This window comes from Janthinobacterium foliorum, from assembly GCF_978021625.1.
Window position 1 is genome coordinate 1 of record NZ_CDXDQE010000060.1, and the last position, 432, is coordinate 432.

General features: G+C 65.7%; 1 protein-coding gene. It reads left to right on the forward strand.

Annotated features, from left to right (window positions below; genetic code table 11):
• Positions 1–432: two-partner secretion domain-containing protein (locus ACZ92H_RS29475; protein ID WP_465051976.1), on the forward strand; the 432-nt coding region annotated here is incomplete at both ends.

The following is a 432-nucleotide window of genomic DNA, read 5'->3' on the forward strand; positions in this document are numbered from 1 at the left end:
CCACGGGCGCTTACGCCGCCGTTTCCGAAAACGTCAAATCCGCCGGCAAGCGTTCGCTGCCGGGCAGCAGCGGGGGCGGGGCGCACTTTGCCCTGACCAGCATGGCGGCGGCATTGATGCTCGGCTATGGCTCCCTGGCCCTGGCGGGGCCGACGGGCGGCACGGTGGTGGCGGGCCAGGCGACGATCAACGGCGCACCGGGCAATACGGTGATCCACCAGGGCAGCCAGAACGCCGTCATCAACTGGGCCAATTTTAATATCGGCCAGGGCGAGTCGGTACGCTTCAACCAGCCCAACAGCAATGCGGTGGCCCTGAACCGGGTGCTGGGCAATGACGGCACGACCATCCTGGGCAACTTGTCGGCCAATGGCAAGGTCTTCATCGTCAACCCGAATGGGGTGCTGTTCGGCCAGGGCGCCTCCGTGAATA